The 23,246-nt window shown below is 42.9% G+C and carries 17 protein-coding genes, 1 pseudogene and 1 riboswitch; of the genes and pseudogenes, 14 read left to right on the forward strand and 4 right to left on the reverse strand.

Going from position 1 to position 23,246, the window contains the following annotated elements; genetic code table 11:
* Positions 1 to 8 precede the first annotated feature (8 nt).
* The 3 genes from dacB (at position 9) to bluB (ending at position 3,244) form a co-directional block, all read left to right on the forward strand.
* A complete protein-coding gene (gene dacB / locus NYE65_RS15560) occupies positions 9 to 1,430 on the forward strand; it encodes a D-alanyl-D-alanine carboxypeptidase/D-alanyl-D-alanine endopeptidase (RefSeq protein ID WP_445670454.1) in 1,422 nt (473 codons plus the stop codon).
* A gap of 483 nt (positions 1,431 to 1,913) precedes the next feature.
* Positions 1,914 to 2,519 (forward strand): uridine kinase family protein, encoded by a 606-nt coding sequence (locus NYE65_RS15565; RefSeq protein ID WP_340861200.1) that lies wholly within the window; start codon positions 1,914 to 1,916, stop codon positions 2,517 to 2,519.
* A gap of 83 nt (positions 2,520 to 2,602) precedes the next feature.
* A complete protein-coding gene (bluB, locus tag NYE65_RS15570; RefSeq protein WP_063577443.1) occupies positions 2,603 to 3,244 on the forward strand; it encodes a 5,6-dimethylbenzimidazole synthase in 642 nt (213 codons plus the stop codon).
* Positions 3,245 to 3,362: 118 nt separating this feature from the next.
* On the opposite strand, the gene rpoN is transcribed toward bluB, so the two are convergent.
* Positions 3,363 to 4,721 carry an RNA polymerase factor sigma-54 gene (gene rpoN, locus NYE65_RS15575; protein WP_340861201.1) on the reverse strand — a complete coding sequence of 453 codons (1,359 nt, stop codon included), beginning with the start codon at positions 4,719 to 4,721 and terminating at the stop codon, positions 3,363 to 3,365.
* 382 nt (positions 4,722 to 5,103) lie between these two features.
* Between rpoN and NYE65_RS15580 the strand changes: the two genes are divergently transcribed.
* The 3 genes from NYE65_RS15580 (at position 5,104) to NYE65_RS15590 (ending at position 9,617) form a co-directional block, all read left to right on the forward strand.
* Positions 5,104 to 6,429: an aminotransferase family protein gene (locus NYE65_RS15580; protein ID WP_048685056.1), complete on the forward strand. Its 1,326-nt coding sequence runs from the start codon at positions 5,104 to 5,106 to the stop codon at positions 6,427 to 6,429.
* An 18-nt stretch (positions 6,430 to 6,447) separates the two neighbouring features.
* A complete protein-coding gene (locus tag NYE65_RS15585) occupies positions 6,448 to 7,881 on the forward strand; it encodes an aldehyde dehydrogenase family protein (RefSeq protein WP_034306540.1) in 1,434 nt (477 codons plus the stop codon).
* Between the two features lie 215 nt (positions 7,882 to 8,096).
* The gene (locus tag NYE65_RS15590) at positions 8,097 to 9,617 is read left to right on the forward strand and encodes an aldehyde dehydrogenase family protein (protein ID WP_328176665.1); all 1,521 of its coding nucleotides are present in this window, start codon (positions 8,097 to 8,099) and stop codon (positions 9,615 to 9,617) included.
* Positions 9,618 to 9,929: 312 nt separating this feature from the next.
* On the opposite strand, the gene NYE65_RS15595 is transcribed toward NYE65_RS15590, so the two are convergent.
* Positions 9,930 to 11,975: a molybdopterin oxidoreductase family protein gene (locus NYE65_RS15595; protein ID WP_340861202.1), complete on the reverse strand. Its 2,046-nt coding sequence runs from the start codon at positions 11,973 to 11,975 to the stop codon at positions 9,930 to 9,932.
* 157 nt (positions 11,976 to 12,132) lie between these two features.
* Here NYE65_RS15595 and putP point away from each other — a divergent pair, with 157 nt between their 5' ends.
* The 4 genes from putP to megL all read left to right on the forward strand — a co-directional run bounded on the left by putP (position 12,133) and on the right by megL (position 17,627).
* The gene (putP, locus tag NYE65_RS15600; RefSeq protein WP_034305814.1) at positions 12,133 to 13,602 is read left to right on the forward strand and encodes a sodium/proline symporter PutP; all 1,470 of its coding nucleotides are present in this window, start codon (positions 12,133 to 12,135) and stop codon (positions 13,600 to 13,602) included.
* Positions 13,603 to 13,977: 375 nt separating this feature from the next.
* Complete coding sequence (locus tag NYE65_RS15605) at positions 13,978 to 15,045, forward strand: ATP-binding protein (RefSeq protein ID WP_340861203.1); 1,068 nt, start codon at positions 13,978 to 13,980, stop codon at positions 15,043 to 15,045.
* 47 nt (positions 15,046 to 15,092) lie between these two features.
* Positions 15,093 to 16,229, forward strand: a complete 1,137-nt coding sequence (locus NYE65_RS15610; protein ID WP_057278610.1) for a DEAD/DEAH box helicase — start codon at positions 15,093 to 15,095, stop codon at positions 16,227 to 16,229.
* Between the two features lie 222 nt (positions 16,230 to 16,451).
* Complete coding sequence (gene megL / locus NYE65_RS15615; RefSeq protein ID WP_340861204.1) at positions 16,452 to 17,627, forward strand: methionine gamma-lyase; 1,176 nt, start codon at positions 16,452 to 16,454, stop codon at positions 17,625 to 17,627.
* On the opposite strand, the gene NYE65_RS15620 is transcribed toward megL, so the two are convergent.
* Positions 17,624 to 18,361, reverse strand: a complete 738-nt coding sequence (locus NYE65_RS15620; protein ID WP_340861205.1) for a TspO/MBR family protein — start codon at positions 18,359 to 18,361, stop codon at positions 17,624 to 17,626. The genes megL and NYE65_RS15620 overlap by 4 nt on opposite strands.
* Positions 18,362 to 18,563: 202 nt before the next feature.
* A riboswitch (FMN riboswitch) is annotated at positions 18,564 to 18,695 on the forward strand.
* A 146-nt stretch (positions 18,696 to 18,841) separates the two neighbouring features.
* Here NYE65_RS15620 and ribE point away from each other — a divergent pair.
* From ribE to NYE65_RS15640, 4 genes and pseudogenes are all read left to right on the forward strand, one after another.
* A complete protein-coding gene (gene ribE, locus NYE65_RS15625) occupies positions 18,842 to 19,480 on the forward strand; it encodes a riboflavin synthase (RefSeq protein WP_034305702.1) in 639 nt (212 codons plus the stop codon).
* Positions 19,481 to 19,498: 18 nt separating this feature from the next.
* Positions 19,499 to 20,137 (forward strand): annotated as a pseudogene (ribB, locus tag NYE65_RS15630) (3,4-dihydroxy-2-butanone-4-phosphate synthase); the annotation flags it as partial.
* A 77-nt stretch (positions 20,138 to 20,214) separates the two neighbouring features.
* On the forward strand, positions 20,215 to 20,685 hold the full coding sequence (ribH, locus tag NYE65_RS15635) for a 6,7-dimethyl-8-ribityllumazine synthase (RefSeq protein ID WP_034305700.1): 471 nt from the start codon (positions 20,215 to 20,217) through the stop codon (positions 20,683 to 20,685).
* Positions 20,686 to 21,090: 405 nt separating this feature from the next.
* Positions 21,091 to 22,257, forward strand: coding sequence for a DHH family phosphoesterase (locus NYE65_RS15640; RefSeq protein WP_340861206.1), 1,167 nt, complete (start codon positions 21,091 to 21,093; stop codon positions 22,255 to 22,257).
* A 48-nt stretch (positions 22,258 to 22,305) separates the two neighbouring features.
* Here the strand turns inward: NYE65_RS15640 and NYE65_RS15645 are convergent, their stop codons facing one another.
* Positions 22,306 to 23,172 carry a YihY/virulence factor BrkB family protein gene (locus NYE65_RS15645; protein WP_057278615.1) on the reverse strand — a complete coding sequence of 289 codons (867 nt, stop codon included), beginning with the start codon at positions 23,170 to 23,172 and terminating at the stop codon, positions 22,306 to 22,308.
* Positions 23,173 to 23,246: the final 74 nt, after the last annotated feature.

A 23,246-nucleotide genomic window follows, 5' to 3' on the forward strand; every position in this document is an offset into this window, starting at 1 on the left:
GAGAGTCGATGCAGGCTGCGAATGATGATGGAAACCTAGGGCAGGAAATTCAACGAATATTGGAGCAATCGCCAGGATTGGCTGGGGCGTTGACGGGAATTTCCATCCGTTCAGCTGAAACGGGGGAAATGATTTATGAACGGGGATCGCAAACAAGATTGCGGCCTGCTTCGAATCTTAAGCTTTTGACAGCAGCAGCTGCGCTGGAAACTTTAGGGGAAGATCATACTTTTCAAACGGAACTATACATAAAAGGAGTGCAGGTTGGCCATGTTCTGCAGGGCAATGTATACCTGAAGGGAAAAGGGGATCCCACATTATTGGAAAAGGATTTTGATGAGCTGGCAGCTTCACTGAAGCAAAGGCAAGTTAAGTTCGTTCACGGGGATCTTATAGGGGACGATTCTTGGTATGATGATGTTCGTTATTCTCAAGACTTAGTTTGGGGCGATGAACAGGAATATTACGGTGCAGCCGTTTCGGCTTTAACTGCTTCCCCGAATGAAGATTACGATACCGGTACCATCATCGTGGAGTTAGCTCCTGGGGAAAAGGCTGGAAAGAGGGCAACGGTAAAGCTGGAGCCCGAAACCGATCACGTGAAGGTCATCAACAAAACGAAAACTGTATCGGCAAATGCTAATAATAAAATTGAAATCGAACGGTCCCATGGCACACAAGTCATTACGGTGACCGGGACCATTCCGGTAGATGCCGGGGTGACCAAAGAGTGGGTCTCGGTGGAAGAACCCACAGATTATGCCTTGAGCCTGTTTGAAAAATCAATGAAGGAACATGGAATTAAAGTGTTGGGAAAAAGGAAAAAAGGGAAAACGCCAGTAGGAGCGCATATGATTGCCACTCATCAGTCCATGCAGCTTTCACAACTGCTTATTCCTTTCATGAAATTGAGCAATAACAGCCATGCCGAGGTTTTGGTGAAGGAAATGGGCAAAGAGGCAGATGGGGAGGGAAGCTGGAAGGATGGTTTGAAGGTTGCTCGAAATCAGCTGAAGAGTATGGGTCTCGATATGCAAACGATCATGATGCGTGATGGGTCTGGAATTTCCCAAGTCAATATGATTCCAGCGAATGAAATAACGAAGCTGCTGTATGCCATTCAGGAAAAAACGTGGTTTCCTGCTTACTTGAATGCTTTACCGATTGCAGGCAACGAAAATCGGATGGTGGGCGGTACTCTTAGAAAGAGGATGAAAGGGACACTTGCAGCCGGGAATGTCCGCGCGAAAACAGGGACAATTTCAGGTACGAGCTCCTTATCAGGTTATGTGACGACCAAAAGAGGGGAAAAAATCATATTTTCAATCATCATGAATAATTTTGTAGAAGAAAAAGGCATTACGGCAATCCAGGATAAGATAGCCGTAATGCTCGCAGAACAGGAAAACCTATTGGGAAGCGGCCATTAGTATCCATGGAAAGCTAAGTTGAAGTTCAGGATCTGCGAGAAAGAGGTCGGTATCAGCCAAATCATTTTCTTCAGCAAGTCCGAATTGGCAGCATAATGCCGCTAAGCCATTTTATTTGCTGACCCGATCAGGTTTCAAACGCAGATCCGAATGGAGTATTCAATTCGATGGTCATTATATAACATTGAATCAAGACGGCATTCGAACATTCGAAGGCCTTTCTCCGATATATATGTCTATAACAAGAAGTTTTCAAGTCCATTACATGGAAAGTCCTAGCCGTTTGATCGTAGACAGTTTCTCCATGAAGTGGAGGGAAAGGGGCCCTTTTCCTCCTCTGTTTCTTTAATCAGACATGAGGCTGGGGGCAAATTGGTTTTTATTCAATGTCAGCACCTTCTTCTTATTTTTTTAAATTATCCCCCTCAAGGAAGGAGTTTAAGGGAGGATTAATAGAAATAAGTATATAGGGGGGGAATGCTTATGAACTTTCCAACACTTAATGGACAGTATAAGATCAGCAGTCTTATAGCTGAAATTCACGAAATTTCCAAGAAACGCTCACTCTATATATTGGCCATAGATGGCCGGGGCGGATCTGGAAAAAGTACACTCGCTGCCCGTATCCAAGCAGAATGTCCAGGTAGCGTGGCCGTTCATATGGATGATTTTTATTTGCCGTCATCGGAAAGGGTTCAACTGCCTCCATCCCAAAAGCCTATCGGGGCGGATTATGATTGGGAACGGGTTTGTAACCAAATCCTAAAACCGCTTAAAAAGGGGAAGGAAGCAAGATATCAAAGGTATGATTGGGAAACGGACACTATGGCCGAATGGCATGAAGTTCCTGCTGGGGGCCTTGTGATTATAGAAGGAACGTATTCCATCCGTAAAGAATTGGCAGGGTACCATGATTTCACGATTTGGGTGGAATGTCCCCGTGATCAGCGTTTGAAACGTGGCCTAGAGCGGGATGGTGAAGATGCGCGTCAAATGTGGGAGGATAATTGGATGGTTCATGAAGATCTCTATGTGGGTGTGCAAAGGCCTCAAGAAAGAGCGGATCTTGTTGTGGACGGAATGAGCTGAGCCAGAGGATATTAAGGGTTTACCTATAAAATATATTGTATGTTTAGATAAATTTCCGGGGAGCCGGAAACAGGGGGGAAACTATGTTTACTAATGAAGAACAAGCTGCCGTATATAAAGCCATTTATAACCGTAGGGATATCAGGAGTTTTTTGCCAAAGCCCATTTCAAAGGATATACTCCGCAGAATTTTGGATGCTGCACATCATGCGCCGTCTGTAGGATTCATGCAGCCTTGGAGTTTCATCGTGATTTCGTCTCAGGAAACCAAGAACAGTTTGGCTTGGGCAGCGGATAAAGAAAGAAGGGCCCTCGCTATTCATTATGAAGGAGGTAAAGAAAATAAGTTTCTTAGTTTGAAAGTGGAGGGGTTAAAAGAAGCACCATATACCATTTGTGTTACATGCGACCCGACACGGGGGGGCTCCCATGTTTTAGGGAGGAACTCCATTCCGGAAACCGATATCCTATCCACTGCCTGCGCCATTCAAAATATGTGGCTGGCTGCCTATGCGGAAGGGTTGGCAATGGGCTGGGTAAGCTTTTATAAGAAAAATGATATTCGTGATATTTTGGAGATTCCGCCGCATATAGAACCTGTTGCACTCCTGTCGATTGGCTATACGGATCAATATCCGGATAAACCGATTCTTGAACTTGCTAATTGGGAAAAAAGAAGGCTGATGGATGAACTTATTTTCGAGGATAAATGGGGGAATAAATAAACCGATATATTATGATCCAAAACTGTTTATTAAGCCCCTGGTTCAGGGGTGTAAAATATAGAAGACTCTTACAATAGATACTCATTTGTAAGAGTCTTCTTAAAAATTCGGTTTGATTTTAAAATCTGCGCCGTTTTGAAGATCCAGGTATACCGAGGTCTTCACGGTATTTTGCAATAGTGCGGCGGGAGATCTTCGTCCCTTCATTTTCGAATATTTGACAAAGTTTCTGATCTGAAAAAGGCTTTATTTTATCTTCATCGGCAATCAGGACCTTTATTTTTTCTTTGATGGTGGCCGTTGATTCGGTTGCTGGGCTGTTCACGCGGTGTAACCCTCTAGTAAAGAAGTTCCTTAGTTTAAAGAGGCCATGCGGCGTCTGGATATATTTATTGCTCGTAGCCCTGCTGATCGTTGATTCATGAAGCTGAAGTTTTTCCGAAATATCCTTCAGTGTCATAGGTTTTAATCCTGTAATTCCCTTCATGAAAAACTCATGCTGCTCCTCCACGATTGACGCGGTCACTTTGTAAAGCGTCATTTGCCTTTGTTCGAGCCCTTTTAACAGTAATTGGGCATCATTTATGTGCCCTTTTATATAATCTTTAGCTGGATTAACGGAATTGATGGCGACGTGGTTCTTGTAGTAAGGATTGATGGAAAGTTTAGGTGTACAGCTATCGTTGACCGTTATCAGAAAACCTTCTTTATCTTTTTCCACGTAAACGTCCGGAACGATGTAATGAGTCATATCATCGGAAAAGTGACTGACAGGACGCGGGTTTAACGTACGGATGAAATCCGAGGCCTCTTGTACTTCCTGAACGGTCACTTGGTGAAGGGCGGCAATTTTCCTGTAGCGTTTTTCTGCTAAATCTTCTAAGTGCTTTTTAACGATCTCATACGCCAATTCATTGTGATTCTCATGCTCACGCAGCTGAATGAGTAAACAATCGGCCAGATCTTTAGCACCGACTCCAATTGGGTCAAGGGATTGCAATATTTGAATCATATTTTTGATTTCTTCCACGGGTACGGAAAAATGCGAAGCAGTCCAATGGACATCCAATTCTAGAAATCCATAATCATTTAAGTTTCCAATCAAAAATTGGAGAATCTTCTTTTCAAATGCATTCAATGAACTTAGTAAACTCAATTGTTCCAGTAAATGCCTTTCAAGTGTTTCTGTGCTGACTGAATGATTGTTGATAGGGTTGTAATCATTGTCTCCGTTGAAACCTTTACTTTTAGAGGAAGAACCACGTATCAGAGAATTTATTTTATTTGTACGAATACTGTGCGTTGAGGGGGGTTCTTTAAAGCTAATTTCGAGAACGGGATTTTCGTAAGCCTGTCGGTTAAGGAAATCTATCAGTTCATGGGTGGAATATTGAAGGATATTGATCGATTGCTGTAATTCAGGGGTTAATGACAACTTCAAGGTTTGTTTTTGGTACAGTTCAAATCCTACCTGCATATATATCAACTTCTTTCATTTAGATTAACATAGCGGCTCAAAAGGAATGAAAAAATATTAACACGATAATAATACAAATCTTCCGAAAATTCAACATTGTGTGTCAGGTTTTGTAACATCAATTAGAAATAAAGAGGGGGATTCGAAAAAATGCTTGTCATTCAGTAGTTAATCAAATGAATGGGAGTTGATTGATTCGAATGTGAATCAAATGATTTATATATGAATCAACACATGCTCCTATTGATTTATATATGAATCGTTTTAACTTGAATACCTTTAATATCAGGCTCATATAATTTGGCATGCATCTTGCTACATCTATAAATATAAAAATAAACTAGCTTGAAAAAATCCATTACATGAGAAGGGTGTTTTTTACATGATTAAAGAGACTACGAGTATTCAGGAATTAATCGATTTGGATAAAAAGCATTTTATTCATCCGACCACGGCAATCGAACAGCAGCAGGCAGATGGTCCAAGTTTCATCTTTAAGGAAGGGAAGGGAATATATCTTACGGATGTCACGGGCAGGACTGTCATTGATGGCATGGCTTCACTTTGGAATGTGAATATTGGACATGGACAAGAAGAGATGGCTGAAGTCGCGAAGGAACAAATGGCCAAATTAGCTTTCACCTCAAGTTTCGCCACTTTCAGCAATGAGCCGGCAATCCGTTTGGCGGCCAAAATCGCATCCATCGCGCCTGGGGATTTGAATGCAGTTTTCTTCACTTCAGGTGGATCGGAGTCGAATGATACGGCGATCAAACTTGCTCGTCATTACTGGCTTTTGAAAGGGCAGCCTAATCGTCAAAAAATCATTTCCCGCTCGAAATCCTATCATGGAGTGGCAATGGGAGCTACAAGTGCGACTGGCCTGAAGCCGTTCCGGGATTTCACGAATTCAATCGCACCTGATTTTTATCATGTGGACGGTTCCTCCATTGAGGAGTTGCGTAAGGTCATAGAACAGGAAGGACCGGAAACGATTGCGGCCTTTATCGCTGAACCGATTCAAGGGGCCGGTGGCGTGAACCTTCCTCCTGAAGGCTATTTTAAGGAAGTAAGGGAAATTTGTGATGAATACGGCATTTTGATGGTGACGGATGAAGTCATTACAGGTTTCGGAAGAACAGGGACTTATTTTGGGATTGAACATTTTGGTGTTGTGCCTGACATGATGTGCTTTGCAAAAGGTGTGACGAGCGGATATGCACAGTTAGGCGGGGTCGTCCTGAATGATAAGATGCATCAGGATTTCATTGCCCTTTCAAAAGGTACGCTTTTACACGGCTACACATACAGTGGCCATCCGATGGCATGTGCGGTTGCTTTGAAAAATATTGAAATAATTGAACGTGAAAACCTTATAGAAAACTCGAAACAGCGTGGTGAAGAGTTGCTTGCCGGCTTTAAGAAGCTCCAAAGCAAACATCCGATTGTTGGTGATGTGAGGGCACTTGGACTAATTGGGGGCATCTCCATCGTAAAGGACAAACAAACAGGTGAAGGCTTTGAGACACAGCTTGCTCCAAGACTTGTTGCTGAAGCTGCGAAGAATGGCTTGATTTGCCGTTCGGTTACATTTGATCAAGATACACTCGTATTCGCACCGCCTTTAATCATTACTAAAGCAGAAGTCGAAAGAATGATTGAAATCCTTGATGAGACATTTACTGCAGTCGAAAAAGAAATTTTATAAGAGGTGAAAGTGATGGTCATGACGGAAACGCTGAAAAAGAAATTATACATTAATGGTAAATGGCAAGAAGCTGAAAAGTTCACGACACTAAAGTCCCCTTATAGCGGGGAGGTCCTAGCGGAGATTCCCTCGGCAAGCCTTGAAGATGTCGAGTTGGCCATAGAATCAGCCTATCAAGCTAGAAAAACGATGGCAGCTTTACCTAGTCATAAACGCGCTGCCATACTTGAAAAGCTTGCGAGCCTTTTGGAAAGCCGCAAAGATGAGGCAGCTGAAATTATTGCAAAAGAGGCAGCGAAACCGATTAAAACGGCAATGGTTGAAGTATCCCGGACGATTGCCACATATAAATTTGCAGCAGAGGAAGCAAAAAGGATTCATGGAGAAACATTGACGATGGATGCCACAGCTGACGGAGAAGGAAGGATAGGATACACGGTCCGTGAGCCTCTAGGCGTTGTGGGTGCGATTACGCCATTTAATTTTCCGATGAACCTGGTTGCCCATAAAGTGGGCCCGGCCATTGCTGCCGGAAATACACTCGTCCTGAAACCTGCGAGCCAAACACCGCTATCTTCACTATTTCTTGCTGAATTATTGGCCGAAACGGATTTGCCGGCAGGTGCGTTTAATTTAGTTACTGGAAGCGGTTCGGTAATCGGTGATAAATTAGTCACCGATTCACGGGTGAAGAGCATCTCATTTACAGGAAGTCCGGCTGTAGGAATCGGGATCCGTAATAAGGCCGGGTTAAAGAAAGTGAGTCTTGAACTAGGTTCGAATGCGGCTGTCATTGTGGATAAAGGGATCGATATTGACAAAATCATCCAACGCTGTGTATCGGCAGCATTCGCTTTTCAAGGGCAGGTCTGCATTTCCTTACAGCGCGCTTATGTTCATGAAGAGGTGTATGATGAGTTTGTCAAAAAATTCACGGAAGCAACGAATGGCTTGAAACTGGGAGATTCTTTGGACCCGTCTGTGGATATTTCAGCATTGATCAGCGCCGGGGATGTACAGAGAAGCCTGGATTGGATTGGTGAAGCTAAACAACACGGGGCGATAGTTGCAGCAGGAGGTAAATCAGAAGGTAATATTCTGCATCCGACTGTGTTGCTGGAAGTGGATGCCATGCTTAAGGTATCTTGCCAGGAGGTCTTCGCTCCAATAGTTTTGATCAATAAGGTTTCTTCCGTTGAGGAAGCGATTGACTTTGTCAATGATTCCGAATTCGGATTGCAGGCCGGGATTTACACAGAAAATATCAATCTAGCTCTTTCTGCCGCAGAAAAATTGGAAGTCGGCGGTGTTATCATTAATGATATCCCAACTTACCGTGTTGACAACATGCCATATGGCGGAGTCAAAAAAAGCGGGACTGGGCGCGAAGGATTGAAATATGCCATTGAAGAAATGACGGAAATGAAATTGGTCATTATTAATCGGAATTAATCAGAAAAGAGGTGAGCAGCTGCTCATCTCTTTTTTTCTGTGAAACTTGGAAGTCTTGCCTATGAGCTATGCAAAAATGAATAGGTAATTCACGACTGAATTTAATTATGACAGGAAAGGGCAAAAAAACGTGAGTTACCTAAAATTTCAAACTGGCATGAATCTTGCTCATATTTATATATAGGTAGATAACTTAAAACAGAGGAGGAAATTACATGCAGGAAACTTTGCAAAATAATACGAAAAAAGAAGGAACGGGAGCATTGGACTTAAAGATGTTCATCAATGGGGAATGGGTGAATTCGACTTCGGGTGAGAAGAGGGATGTATTGAATCCGGCCACGGGGGAAGTTATTGCCAAAGCAGCGGAAGGAACACAGGAAGATGTGGATGCAGCGGTCGAGGCAGCAAAATATGCTTTCTATGAAGGTGGTTGGTGGGGAACTCCTGCCGTCGAAAGAGCTCGCATTTTATTCAAAATAGCCGACAAAATAGAAGAAAAAGCTGAAGAACTAGCTGCGTTGGAAACATTGGATAATGGGAAACCATTGCGTGAGGCTCGTTTTGATATAGCTGATTCGGCAGCATGTTTTAGATATTATGCAGGATTGGCCACAAAACCGACAGGTCAGACTTTTGAAGTTCCTGACGGCCAGCAAGCGATGGTCGTAAGGGAACCGATCGGTGTATGCGGGCAGATCGTTCCTTGGAATTTCCCACTAATGATGTCAGCCTGGAAACTTGCTCCGGCGCTTGCTGCAGGAAATTCCGTTGTGTTCAAACCATCTGAGATCACTCCGGTGACGGCGGTCAAACTATTTGAAATCATGGATGAGGTAGGATTGCCAAAAGGTGTTGCGAATCTTGTGTTAGGAGCGGGGCCAGTTGTCGGACAAGCCATTGCAGAGCATGAGGAAATCGATAAAGTAGCCTTTACAGGAGGCACGGCAACAGGACGTAAGATCATGGAGGCTTCGCTGGGTAACCTAAAGAAAGTCACATTGGAGCTCGGCGGCAAATCGCCTAATATCGTATTTGCGGATTCTGACTTTGAGACTGCAGTTGATTATGCTCTATACGGGATTTTCTGTAATCAAGGACAAGTGTGCTCAGCAGGCTCCCGTTTACTATTGGAAGAGTCCATTTACGATCAGTTCATTGCAAGTCTTACTGCGAAGGCGAAAAAAATCAAAGTAGGTTCAGGTTCTGATGAAAACAGCCAGATGGGACCTATCGTTTCAGAAGCCCATATGAACAAAATATTATCGTATATCCAAATCGGAAAAGAAGAAGGTGCCAAATTAATCGTTGGTGGAAATCGAATTAAAGAAGAAGGCATGGATAAAGGTTACTTTGTCGAACCTACTATTTTTGTTGATACGACACCGGATATGCGGATTGTGCAGGAAGAAATTTTTGGACCGGTGCTTGTCGTTCAAAAGTTCAAGGATGAAGCGGAAGCTCTTCGACTTGCCAATGATACGAAATATGGTTTAGCGGGAGCGGTGTTCACGAATGATATCTCAAAAGCGTACCGTGTCATTAAAAAAGTGCGTGCCGGCATCACGTGGATAAACTCATATCATCCGACTTATAACGAAGCTCCTTGGGGAGGGTTCAAGCAAAGTGGAAATGGACGCGAACTGGGAACTTTCGGTTACGAAGCTTACACTGAAGTGAAGCAAATCAATAATAACTTGGATATCCAGCCAACAGGCTGGTTTGATGCAGAGTAAATAGCTTGACGAAAAAAGGCTGTTCCTTGTGGAACAGCCTTTTTTCTATGGAATCGCAGATATAATCCGAGAATCGCAGATATAATCCGAGAATCGCAGATATAATCCGAGAATCGCAGATATAATCCGAGAATCGCAGATATAATCCGAGAATCGCAGATATATCATCCGAAAATCACAGATATAATTCTAGAACCGCAGTTATATAATCCGGAATCGGAGATAAAAATCTGAAAACGGAGATATAATCCGAGAATCGCAGATATAATCCGAAAATCACAGATATGTTAAAGATTGCTAAACATTTCTTTACTATTGTTGGACTTTTTCAAGATCAACCCGTCCTGAAAAGAAAACGGCGCCATTACCCATATCCGCGAGGCGATCTGGGGTAAGGGAATTGATGTGTTGCTTTGTTTCGGGCGTATTCTGCCACAAGCCTTGGCTGACAAGAACGCCTGGTAACACATTTTCACCGGGAGCAGCGGTAAGCAAGCATTCACCGCGACCGTTCCAGATTCTAACCATATCTCCGGCGGCTATCCCCATTGTTTTGGCATCAGCGGCATTCATGTGCAGTTTCGGTTCCTTTTCCATGGAGATATGTTTGGCATTATTAGAAAAGGTTGAATTCAAGAAATTGTGATTAGGTGCCGGAATGAATAAAAATGGCAGGTCGCTGTCTTTTATGATAGGCGTATATGTGGGCAATGGCTCGAATCCATCCCGCTTCATCCGTTCGGAATAAAGTTCGATTTTACCGCTTGGTGTCGGGAGTTTGCCTGGGAAAATCGGCTGCATTTTGGCTTTGACAAATTGATTCCTTGAAAGGGAGTCATAGGTGATGCCTTCCAAATGCGGGTTGTCGGGAAAATCCAGAGCCTGCCGTATCATATCTTCCTCTGAATCTCCAAATGCTTGTTCCCCAAATCCCATTCCAGCAGCCAACAGTTTGAACAATTCAACATTCGATTTCGATTCGCCATATTTTTCGACTACAGGTTTTTGTATTTGGACGTAATTATGCCAATATGAATTATAAAAATCCTCCGTTTCATAAGATGACGTGGCAGGAAGGACGAGGTCGGCAAACATGGCCGTTTCGGTTAAGAATAGATCATGTACCACTGTGAATAGATCTTCCTGCATTAGACCTTCCTGCACCTTATTTGCATTCGGAGCGACAAGTGCTGGGTTGGAGCCGTATACAAACATAGAGCGAATCGGGTTTTCTTTTTCCATAAGAGCTTGGCCGATTTGGTTCATATTAATGGTCCGGGTAGCTTTATTTCGCAATAAATCAGGACGTCTTAAGGCATTTATATTAAAGGCCAGATATCCTGAATTCCCTTTGATGGCTCCGCCGCCTTCCTCCATCCATTGGCCGGTAAGGGCAGGCAGGCAGGCAATGGTACGTACCGCCATGCCTCCATTGTCATGGTGCTGCAGGCCATTGCCTATCCGAACGAATGATGGGCTTGTGGTGCCATACATCCTGGCAAGTTCATATAAGTCATCAATGGGAACGCCAGTTATCGCGGAGACGGTCGCAGGGTCATATTGGCGGACATGTTCGCGCAATTCAGCAGCACCCACTGTGTATTCATCGAGAAAGGGCTGGTCGACTAGATTCTCGGCATAAAGAATATGCATTAATCCGAGGGCAAGTGCACTATCGGTGCCAGGCAGAATCGGAATGAACCAATCTGCCCACTTGCCAGTTTGGTTTTTATGAACGTCAATGACAACTACTTTGGCCCCGTTTTTTCGGGCTTGCTGGGCAAGCGTCACTTGGTGCATATTTGTGCTCACAGCGTTGATGCCCCACATGATGAATAGCTTCGTATGGATTGTTTCTTCTGGATCGATGCCGAATGAACCACCCATTGTATAGCTGTATCCGACTGAGCCTGCCGCATTACAGATGGAACGCTCGAGCATGCTTGCGCCGAGTTTGTGGAAAAAGCGGCGATCCATCCCCTCGGCGCTGAGGTTGCCCATGTTTCCGTAAAAGCTGTAAGGAAGTATGCTTTCCGGTCCGTGCATTTCGATCAAGTCTTTCCATTTGGAAGTGATTGTGTCAATGGCCTCTTCCCAGCTGATTGGAACGAAATTCCCTTTTCCTTTCGGACCGATGCGCTTTAAGGGCTGTTTTAAGCGATTGGGGTCATATAGGCGGGCAGTCATGTTGCGGACTTTGTTGCAAATATTCCCTTTTGTGACTGGATGATCAGGGTCTCCTTGAACTTTAATGATTTTCCCATCTTTTTTGTGCAGCAGTAAACCGCATTGATCAGGACAGTCGAGAGAACAAACAGAGGGAAAGACTCCATCTGGCTGATTGATATAGGATTGCATGGCGTATTCCTCCTAAATGATTTATTCTAATAAAACGAATTTTCTTACTTATATTGAAAGTGAAATCGTTGAAAGGTGCAAGAACTTCTTAACATATGTTTTTTTTTCTGATAAGCTTACAAGATGAAAATTAACCTATAAATAGGAGGATTCATTTTTGGAATATGGAATTATAATATCAATTGCAATATACATGGCAGGTATGCTTTTAATTGGTTATTTGGCCTATCGGAAAACGGCTAACTTAACCGATTACATGCTTGGCGGCCGGAACTTGGGGCCGGCTGTAACGGCATTGAGTGCAGGGGCTTCCGATATGAGTGGCTGGCTGTTGATGGGTCTTCCTGGTGCGATGTACATTAGTGGGTTGAGTGCTGGCTGGATTGTCATCGGCCTGTGTGCAGGCTCTTATTTAAACTGGTTATTTGTGGCACCAAGGCTTCGGACATATACGGAAATTGCCGGCAATTCGATTACGATTCCCGACTTTTTGGGAAATCGGTTTAAAGATGGCTCCCGCGTCTTAAAAGTGGTATCAGCATCGGTCATTTTAATTTTCTTCACCTTTTATACCTCTTCAGGCATGGTGGCAGGCGGTGAGCTTTTCCGTACGGCTTTCAATTTAGATTACCGGTGGGGTATCTGGCTGACGGCAAGCGTTGTTATTCTTTATACATTATTTGGCGGATTCCTGGCTGTCAGCTGGACGGACTTCGTACAAGGTACAATCATGTTCATTGCCTTAATTCTAGTACCAGTTGTCACGATTGTAAATATTGGGGGCTGGGATCCTACCTTCAATGAAATAAAATCGATTAACCCGAATTTATTGCATGTTTTTGAGGGAACATCAACCATTGGCATCATATCTCTTCTGGCATGGGGGCTTGGTTATTTCGGGCAGCCTCATATAATCGTCCGCTTCATGGCGGTCTCATCTGTTAAAGAATTGAAAAGTGCACGGCGAATCGGCATGGGATGGATGATTTTTGCTATTGTAGGAGCGATGTTCACCGGATTGGTGGGGATAGCATATTTTAACCTGACAAATAGTCCTTTAGGGGATAGGAATGCTGAGTCCGTCTTCATCATATTAGCTAAAGAACTGTTTCCATCTTTAATTACTGGCTTCTTGTTGGCTGCGATTTTAGCAGCGGTCATGAGTACGATTGCATCACAGCTGTTAGTATCGGCAAGTGCTCTGACAGATGATTTCTATAAGCAGTTCATTCGGCCGAACGCATCTGATAAGGAATTAGTGCTGGTAGGTCGGTTTGGCGTATTGGCGATATCTGCCATTGCCCTATTATTGGCTTTTAATCCAAGCGGTACAATCCTTAAATTGGTTGGTTATGCATGGGCTGGTTTTGGAGCGGCATTCGGTCCTGTCATTTTGTTAAGCCTGTACTGGAAACGGATGACGAAATGGGGAGCCTTGGCGGGAATGATTGTCGGTACGGCAACCGTGATCGTCTGGGATATGATCGATAGGTTTGCTGAAATATACGAAATCATTCCTGGTTTCATCGCTGGTTCAATAGCGGTGGTCGTTTTCAGCTTACTATCGGCCAAGCCTACAAAAGATATCGAAGAAGAATTCAATCAAGCCATTAAAGACCTCTCTTGATTTATTGAAAATCCAGTAGTAATGCTGCTGGATTTTTTAACGATATAAAACAATGATTACTATATATATGTTACAATATCGATAGAGTCCTTATGTTGAAAACATGAGGGCTTTTTTTGAGTGATTTGGGAATAATAAACCAAAAAACAATACAAAGGAAAAAATATGAACCAATCTCATAAAATTGCATGTAAAGTGGCTTTTATATATATATTCATTGGGGTCTTATGGATTATCATTACGGATTATATCTCTATGACGCAGGCAAGGTCAGATGTTCGGATATATGCAATGTTTCAACATTCCAAAGGGTGGATGTTCATATTCATAACCGGACTTTTCCTGTACTTCATAATCAGGTATTGGACGGGGAAAATGCTGAGGTCCCAACAGGAATTCATTCTGAAGGATGAACAGTATCGGTCGCTGTTCAAGCATAACCCGGATTGTGTCCTTGAGCTGAATCTCGAAGGAAATGTCGTTTCGATAAACCCGGAAGCAGAAAAACTGTTAGGTCATCATAGTGACAATTTGAAAGGCAAGAATGCGAATCATCTCATCAACTGGAATGAAAGTGATAAAGTAGCTGAATTCTTTCTACAGTCCCTTCAAGGGGAGGCTGTAAAATTCGAAACGACCATTCAGAATAGCAGTGATGAACAACGGATAATCCGTGTAACTTTTTTACCGATCATCGTCCACTCGGAAATGCTTGGAGTATATGCTATCGTAAGGGATATCACCGAATTGCGGCGCGAAGAGGAATTGATGATCATGTCTGAAAAGCTATCTGTTATCGGACATCTGGCTGCAGCCGTCGCACATGAGATAAGGAATCCGCTGACATCTTTAAAAGGATTCGTACAGTTAATGGATATGACCCAGGAAGTGAACCCGCTGCATTCTGATATCATGTTGAAGGAAATTGACCGAATTAATATTATCTCAAGTGAACTTTTGGTTCTCGGGAAGAAACAGGATGTCGCATTCTGTAGGACCGATCTTGCCGACAGTTTACAACAGGTATTCACGTTGATGAAAGCAGAAACGAATTTGAATAATATCGAAATGGGGCTAAGGATTAAAACCGCCGAACCGATTTATATTATGGCTGATTCAATTGAACTTAAACAGTTGGTAATCAATATCGTCAAGAATAGCATTGAAGCGATCGAAGATAATGGGGAAATTGATATATCGCTGCAAATCATCGATGGACATGCTGTAGTCAGCGTGAGTGACAATGGCATGGGAATGGGACCCGAGCGCCTTGAACGGATTGGTGAGCCTTTTTACTCGACGAAGGAAAAAGGTTCAGGGATCGGGCTTGCAATTTGCCGGAAAATCGTTCATCGCCTTCAGGGGGAAATGGATTTTGAAAGTGAGATAAACAAAGGGACGACGGTTACAATTCGTATTCCGTTGGCTACTGGACAAGAATAAATGGTACTATGAAAGATAGGAAAAGTTTTATATTAAAGGAGAACGATATGAGCGAATTACCTGCATTAATAAACGATAGAAAACCATATATACAAGAAGCCTGGAAAAAGTCCGGATTCGGACAACTTACCCCGATACAAACGAAAGCGATTCCCGTGATTGTCGAGGGAAAGGATATCATGGCCGAATCACCGACAGGTACAGGAAAAACATTGGCATATTTACTGCCATTGCTGGAAAAGATTGATCCTGAAAAAAAATCGCCCCAAGCTTTGATTCTGGCATCATCACGAGAACTGGTCATGCAGATCAATGAAGAAATTCGCATTTGGTCAGAGGGAAGCGGCATAATGGGTGCAGCATTCATCGGCGGTGCTAATGTGAAAAGGCAGTTGGACAAACTGAAGAAGCGTCCACAAGTGATTGCTGGAACACCGGGGCGGATTTACGAATTGATTGCCCAAAAGAAACTGAAGATGCATGAAGTTAAGACGATAGTACTTGATGAAGGTGACCAATTGATCATTCCAGAGCATATGGGAACGATCAATAATATTATCAAAACAACACTAAAGGATCGGCAAATCATGGTGTTTTCAGCAACCCTGCCAGAGGAAACGGAAAAAGCGGCCAGGGGATTCATGAATGAACCCGAAATGATTAAGGTCGATAAAAATGAAAAAATGGAATCCAAGGTGGACCATCTATACTTTGTGGTTGAGAGACGGGAAAAGTCCAAGATTCTCGAGAAAATCACAAGACTTAAAGATGTGAAGGCACTTGCCTTCCTGAATGATATTGCGGAGCTTAGCGTCTTACATGAAAAGCTGAGTTATAAAGGTATTGAAATGGGCGTGCTTCACGGTGAATCCAATAAAGTCGACAGGGAGAAAGCACTGCGCAAGCTTCGTTCCGGAAAATCCCCGATGCTGATAGCAACGGATGTAGCGGCAAGGGGGCTCGATATTAAAGGCCTTACTGCGGTCGTTCATATTGATATGGCTGACAATATCGAACAATATATCCATAGATCCGGGAGAACTGGGCGTGCAGGTGCAGATGGCACGGTCATTTCAATCGTAACGGAAAGAGAAGAGCGAGAGTTGAAAAAAATGGCTCGTGAACTGGAGTTACCATTAACGAGAGTAACCTTCTATGGTGGAAACATCGTAGTCGATGAATGATTCGTAAAAAAGGGACGGCCATGGCGGCTGTCCCTTTTTTTGGAATTCACGTTAGAAAAAATTAAAAGAGGTGCTCAATTTGCAGGATCGAACTGAACAGAATGAAGCTTATTTTTACTAAATTCAGGGTTCATTTATGGGTGATAATCATGAATGAAAACGCTTCCTTTATATGGGTTTTTGACATATGATAGCAATAGACATAGGTTAGGAGGAGACGGTATGACAAGAAAGTATAAACAATTTGAAACGGCAGTCATCCATGAAGGATATGACTCGAAGAAGCATTTGGGAAGCTTGGCAACACCTTTATTCCAAACCTCAACATTCACTTTCGAAAATGCCGAGCAAGGGGAGAGGCGTTTTGCCGGTATCGAAGATGGATATATTTATTCTCGCCTTGGAAATCCAACAGTACAGGTGCTTGAGGAAAAGATTGCCGCACTGGAAGGCGGGGAAGCTGGCCTTGCTTTCGGTTCAGGCATGGCTGCCGTTTCAGCAGTACTTTTTGCGTTAACTAAAACAGATGATCACATCCTCTGCTCACAGGGGGTATATGGTTGTACATTTGGCCTTCTGCAGCTAATGAAAAATAAATACCGGATCACTCATGATTTTTGTGAAATGGATACTGAAGAACAGGTTAGGAAAATGATCCGGCCGGAAACGACCTGCATCTATGTAGAAACCCCGATCAATCCGACGATGAAAATGATTGACTTACAGATGGTGGTGAAAGTTGCGAAGGAATATAATGTGACGGTCGTAGTCGATAATACGTTTTCGACGCCATACCTACAGAGACCGCTTGAGTATGGCTGTGATATCGCCCTTCATAGCGCTACGAAATATCTTTGCGGGCATGGGGATGTCGTTGCGGGACTTGTCGTCGGTAAGAAGGAATTCATGAATCAGGTAGCAGGGACTACACAAAAGGATATCGGTGGAATCATTTCACCTTTCGATGCCTGGTTACTATTGCGGGGGTTAAAGACCTTGCCCGTCAGGATGGACCGTCATTCGGCCAATGCAATGGAAATCTTTCATGAACTTAAGAAACATCCAAAGGTGAAAAAGGTATATTATCCAGGTGATGAAGCTTCCCCGGATCATTATATCATGCAAAAACAGATGAAACATGGCGGCGGCCTTATCTCTTTCGAATTGCATGGCACAAAACAGGATGCGCAGGAATTCCTCAATAAATTGAATCTAATTAAAATTGCCGTAAGTCTTGGGGATGCCGAAACATTGATCCAGCATCCCGCTACCATGACGCACTCTGCCGTTCCTGAAGCTTCAAGGGAACAAATGGGCATCAGTGACCAGCTGGTCCGTCTCTCTGTTGGTCTAGAAGCTTGGCAGGATGTATGGCAAGATCTTCAGCAAGCATTTTAGGCTACCATATTCCTTCTACTTTTTATGAAAATGGTTATGGATATGATAAAAGTGATGGCAGCGAGGATATAAGAAATGTCCGTGATTACAGGATAGGCGGAGCTATATCGTATCCCGATGCCTATGAACGCCCAAACGAATACGAGAGGATAGCACCAATCCCGGTTTTTACCTGCGAAGACAAAAGCCAGGATTGTTGCTGCAATCAGCAGGACGATCGTCCAGGTTGATTCGGAAACCCCAAAACCGTCCCATCTGATATAGGTTAGGTAATAAGAAATGTCAGCTATAGTTGCGACACTTACCCAGCCTGTATAAACGGAGAATGGAAATAGGTCAAAAGTAGTGTGTCCCACTTTTTTTATGCTTGTATAAATGACCATTAAAGTAACCAACAAAGCAATGATGATGAATACGGATAACAAAAAGTGCTCATAGTGCCAAGCCAAAAGCCAAGCGCCATTCAAGACACAGCTTAAAGCGAACCAAGGGAAGGATGCCTTATAAGCAGGGCTGTTTTGATGTTTACTTAAAAACTGCCTGAATACCCAGATGGCGAGCAGGAAATAGATTAAGCCCCATATGGAAAATACATATCCGGCAGGAGTGAAAACGACATGAAGTTTATCGGAAATCTCTCCTGATGTCTGGCCGTTCAATGGCAGGAAATTGGCTAAAAAATTCATCGTGACGACGAACAGATAGAAAATCAGGTTGATGATGGAAATAAGCATGGTCTTCCTCCTTATATGAAGTGTGATTCTCTAATCCTATTCCACATATTTAGCCTGCCTAACCTTTTTGGAGCACATCGGGGTTAATGAGGGACCATTTTTATAAAAAAGTAGGAAGTTCCTGTAACAATTGAACCATTTAAGGTTAGAAATTTTACATCTTCACTTTATGGTGATAAAATATTCAAAGATTCATATTATTTTAGTCCTTCGGGGTCGGGTGAAAATCCCAACCGGCGGTGATGAAGAAATTCTAAGCCCGCGAGCCTGTTAAAAGGCAGGATTTGGTGAGATTCCAAAGCCGACAGTACAGTCTGGATGGGAGAAGGACGTGTGGAACCCAAGTGTATACGTACGCCTAATTTTTCGAAAATGAAAATATTAGGCTTTTTAGGTATACAATTTTTTTCACTCATTTCTCCTGCTAACCCCTTAGGCCATCCTAAGGGGTTTTTTATATTTTATAAAAGGGGGAAAAACATGTTTACGGGAATCATTGAGGATATCGGTACCGTACATTCCTTGAAAAAAGGAAAAAGCAGTATGGAGTTATCGATTCGTTCTGAAAAAATCCTTGAAGATGTGCATCTGGGGGATAGTATTTCAGTCAACGGGGTCTGCTTAACGGTAACGTCCTTCACGAAAAGTTTATTTACGGTCGACGTGATGCCGGAAACGGTCAAAGCTTCCTCGATCCGGACGTTAAAATTGGGATCACCTGTTAATCTCGAACGAGCCATGAGTGCACAGGGAAGATTTGGCGGTCATTTTGTTTCAGGTCATATCGACGGAACCGGAACGATCATAAAAAAAGAACGGAAAGAAAATGCCGTATATTATGTAATCCAACTGGAAGAAGGGCTTAGTGCCTTTTGCATTCCAAAAGGTTCCGTGGCCATTGATGGAACAAGCTTGACGATATTTGGGATCGAAAGGAACCTTTTGACGGTATCATTGATTCCATTGACTCATCAGGACACCATATTGGGACAAAAAGCGGCTGGCGATATCGTTAACATCGAAAACGACATGATTGGGAAATATATAATACATCAAATGAAAAATGGTAATCCAAAACCAGGACTGAATTTAGAGTTTTTGGCAGAGCATGGATTCTAATAAAAGGGCGGTGTAATGATGTTCCATACAATAGAAGAAGCAATAGAAGATTTGAAGGCTGGCAAGGTAGTAATCGTGTCCGATGATGAAGATCGTGAAAATGAAGGGGATTTTGTAGTGTTGGCCGAAAAGGCGACACCGGAAGCGATTAATTTCATGGCGACTCATGGACGTGGTTTGATTTGTACGACCATCACTGAACAACTTGCAGCAAAATTGAAACTGCATCCTATGGTAGGCGAAAATACCGATCATCATGGCACTGCTTTTACGGTAAGTGTCGATCATAAAAGCACCTCTACAGGAATCAGTGCTTTTGAACGGTCCTTGACCATCCTTGAGCTTCTTAATGAAGATTCGGTCGCTGAAGATTTCCAAAGGCCAGGTCACACTTTTCCGATAGTCGCTAAAGAAGGCGGCGTATTAAGAAGGGCAGGACATACGGAGGCATCGGTGGACTTGGCGAAGTTATGCGGTGCCGCTCCAGCCGGTGTAATTTGTGAGATCATGAATGAAGATGGATCGATGGCCCGCGTATCCGATTTAGAAGTCATCGCTGATAAATTCAACCTGAAGTTCATTACGATAGCCGATTTGATTCGGTATCTTCAACATAATGATCCAATCGGGAAACAGGAACTTGAACTGAACATCCCGAAAGCTTGAAGGATTTTTAGGAATGAAATCTTAACATGAAAAAAATTATTGTTTTTAAAAATTAGGAGGAATTGGACATGGGGAAAACTATTGAAGCACAATTAATCGGATCAGGATTGAAAGTAGGAATCGTGGTAGGAAGATTTAATGAGTTTATCACAAGCAAGCTTTTAGGAGGGGCAATGGATGGCCTTAAGCGTCATGGCGTTGATGAGAATGACGTTGACATCGCGTGGGTCCCGGGTGCTTTTGAACTTCCGTTAATTGCTAAGAAACTTGTGAATACAGGTAAATATGATGCGGTAATCGGTCTTGGAACGGTAATCAGGGGTGCTACTTCACATTATGATTATGTCTGCAATGAAGCAGCTAAAGGCATGGCTTCCGTTTCTTTGGAAACAGGTGTACCGGTTATCTTCGGTTTGCTGACAACTGAGAATATTGAACAAGCCATTGAACGTGCTGGAACAAAATCAGGTAATAAAGGCTATGAAGCGGCCGTTAGTGCAATTGAAATGGCCAACCTTGGAAAATTGATTGAACAGTGATTTCACATAAGGAAGCCGCGGGGAATAACATTCCTGCGGCTTTTTTTTGATGTGCCGGATCGTGGTCTGATTGAGTCAACTTTCTTCAACCATCTGGCAATTCTTTAAAGTTCGTAAAGTTAGCCATTGATCGATTAGCTAATGCTGCTCTTCGACACTCACCGAAACTCCTTCACTGGAAATACCCCGATTTCAAAGTAATGTGTTTTTTCATTATTTATTATTATAAATCATGGGGAATAAGGAATGATTAGGTAATTCATCGAAAAAAAAACGAACAAAAGCGTCACGTAATGGAAGCATGATAAAATATGCAGATATGATTATGCTACAATTGTAAAGATTGCAATTGAAATTCATGTCTTTAGGGAAAAGTAAATTTATTAGTTATTAGGAGGGGTTTGTGTGTACCATCTCTTTACACATAATGATTTGGATGGAGTCGGGTGCGGCATTGTAGCAAAGCTGGCATTCGGAGATGAAGTAGTGGTTAGTTATAATTCAATTGGTCGCCTTAATCAGAATGTAGGTGCATTTCTTGAGCAGGCCAAGATTGAAGATACATTGATCGTTACTGATCTATCGGTTGATGAAGATAATGAAAAAATGATTACTCAGTTTGTGGAAGATGGAGGCAAGGCGCTGCTGATCGATCATCATAAGTCAGCACTGCATTTGAACGAACATGATTGGGCATCTGTAACTGTCGAACAGGAAGATGGTAAACAGACGGCAGCCACATCATTATTCTATCAGTATGCAGTTGAAAATAAATTGCTGGAACCTTCAAGCATTGTCGCTGAATTCGTTGAATTGGTCCGTCAATATGATACTTGGGAATGGGAAGTCAATAAAAATACAACGGCAAAGCGATTGAATGACCTGTTTTTCATGATTCCGATAGAGGAATTCGAAATGAAAATCGCAAATAAGCTGTCCACGGCTGAAAGTTTCACTTTTGACGAAGTGGAGCAAACGCTTCTGAATGTTGAAGAGAGTCGAGTGGATCGGTACATAAACAGGAAAAAAAGAGAAGTTTATCAAGCTACGGTCGGTCCCCATACAGCTGGTGTGGTCCATGCAGAGTCATACCACTCGGAATTGGGAAATGAACTGTCGAAAGAGTTCTCACATCTGGATTATATAGCCATCCTGATGGTAGGAAGCAAAAGAATCAGCTTCCGGACAATCCACGATGATATAGATGTTTCTGAGGTTGCTGGCAAGTACGATGGTGGCGGCCACCAAAAAGCCGCCGGTTGTACGATGTCCGAAAAGGCATATAGCCAATATGTCGAAAAGACCTTCTATGCCGAGCCCCTTAAACGAGACGCACATAAGAATCAATTGAATGTAAAAGGATCCCCAGAGGGTTGCCTATATTCAACAAGAGACAAACAGGATATATTCATCTATGAAGATGAAGAAGAGGAATGGATTGTTGAAATCAACGGAAAACAACAGAAAAAAACATTCGATACATTTGCGGATGCGGAAAAATACATGAAGCGGAAATACGCTGCATGGCTGGCCCATGATGAAAGATATGAAGAGTTTGTCAATAAGGGTTAATTAGAAAGGCGGCTGTCCGAATGGGACAGCCGCTTTTCAATCTTGATTTTATCTTTTAAGCGGGACAGGATGAACGATCGTGCGTGACTGTTTTTTTGGAATGGAATTTTGGCGATGAAGAATTGCATTGATTTCTCCGCCGATCACAAAAATCAGACCACTCAAATACAGCCATAGCATCAAGATGATGACGCCTCCTAAACTGCCGTAAGTGGAAGAGTAGTTGGCAAAGTTACTGACATAGAATGAAAATCCAAGTGATATTCCAAGCCAAAGTACAGTTGCGGTAACTGCGCCAGGGATGACATGTTTAATGGGGAAACTTTTATTCGGTGCAAAGCGATATAAAAAGGCCAGGACAAGTGAGATGACCACAACCGCGATGACCCACCGTAATAAGCTGAATAAGATTTGCGTTTCTTCTGGGATCGGAATGACCTGCTGTAATAATTCGATGATGACCTTTCCAAAGACGGGGAGACCTAACATGACGATGAATGCTACAACCAGGCCTAATGTCAGTATAATGGAAATGAAGCGGGCTTTAATGAAATTCCTTGTTTCTTCCACATCATAGGCGATATTCATGGAATGGATGAACGCGTTCATTCCGTTGGATGCGGACCATATCGTTCCAAGGATACCAAAGGTCAGTAAGCCGCCGTTCCGTTCAGATAATATGTTGATGATATTTTTCTCGATGACTTCCATCGTTTCCGCAGGCATGAAGGTTTTTATCGTGTCGAGGGCTGTCTGAATATCGATATTCAGATAAGGTAATATGGACAGCAGTAATATGAGCAAAGGGAATAGTGCCAGTAAATAGTAATAAGCTTGTTCTGCTGCCAGCCCGGTCACACGATCTTCCTTTATTTCTTTAATAAGTTTCTTTGAAAATTGGATCGACTTATTCATCTGGGCATCACTCCTGAATAGTTACTTAGGTTATCTGCTTCTATTCCCTTTGTTCATGTAAGTTAATCCTCAAA

The sequence above is a fragment of the Peribacillus sp. FSL R5-0717 genome (assembly GCF_038002945.1).
Classification (GTDB): Bacteria; Bacillota; Bacilli; order Bacillales; family DSM-1321; genus Peribacillus; species Peribacillus frigoritolerans.